Source organism: Acutalibacter intestini (assembly GCF_034334985.1).
GTDB classification, from domain to species: domain Bacteria; phylum Bacillota; class Clostridia; order Oscillospirales; family Acutalibacteraceae; genus Acutalibacter; species Acutalibacter intestini.
Genome location: NZ_JAWXXL010000106.1, coordinates 1 through 1,065, shown reverse-complemented (window position 1 = coordinate 1,065; position 1,065 = coordinate 1). Strand labels below are relative to the sequence as shown.

Here is a 1,065-nt window from a genome sequence, read left to right as displayed (position 1 = left end):
AAGGTGATTGAACTTGCTATTCCGTTAGCAAGACCTACTATCCCCGAAGTGGCGCGCAAGTGCTATGAGGGAGCGGATAGGACAAGGTAGCCCACCCGAAAGGGAGAAGCTGGAACCGTGAGGGGACGGCGAAGCTGTTAGCACAATACGGCTTGGGAGCTGGTCCCCGGCAATATGGCTAACAAATGTGAACCGCTGATAAACGTCGTTACGCTGAACAGGCCAAAGATGCTGACTGGCCTGAACCAAAATGGTGCGCAGTCGGATATCCTCTTTTCGAGTGGGGATACACGGACACAAGACTGCCGGCGGAGAGGCGGAGCCTAAGTTGCCGTTTTATCAATTATGCGGAACGTGGTAAGCCCGTATCCTCCCCACGATACGCGGGAAAGCCCACCGTAAGGTGTGCCGTTGGGGGTGCGGGTAAAGGAACATGGAAAAAGCGAACGCCGCTCTGTAATGGGGCGGATAGGGGTTGAACTGAATAGATTACGGTAACATTACCCCACGCAAAAGCGGGCAGACTTCCATGCGGTCTTTCTTTACAAGAGAACTTACAGAATTTTCGAAAGGAGAAAAGCAAATGGACAGGGAACTGTGTGCATCTCTTGACGGCACAACCGCATGGTCTGAAATTGACTGGGACTATGCGGAATCTACCGTTAGAAAACTGCAGGCGCGTATTGTAAAGGCTCAAAAGGAAGGCAGGACCGGCAGGGTGAAAGCCTTGCAGCGACTACTGACCACGTCTTTTTTTGCCAAGGCTTTGGCTGTAAAAAGGGTGACGGAAAACACAGGAAAACGAACTGCCGGGGTAGACAGTGAAATATGGTCTACACCCAAAATGAAGTATGAAGCAATTTTCAGACTGACGCAAAAAGGTTACCATCCCAAGCCGCTCCGGCGGATAAATATTCCCAAAAAGAACGGCAAAATGCGTCCCCTCAGTATTCCCACCATGCTGGACAGGGCCATGCAGACGCTCTACCGTTTTGCACTGGAACCGCTGGCAGAAATGAGTGCTGACCCTTGCTCCTTTGGGTTCCGCCCGGGGCGCTGTCCCCA

1 protein-coding gene is annotated in these 1,065 nt (G+C 52.2%); it reads left to right on the top strand.

All coding sequences use genetic code 11. The annotated features are described in order from the left end of the window. Positions 1-583: 583 nt before the first annotated feature. A partial coding sequence (locus tag U8U68_RS21870; RefSeq protein ID WP_322204570.1) for a reverse transcriptase N-terminal domain-containing protein occupies positions 584-1,065 on the top strand: 482 nt, incomplete at its 3' end.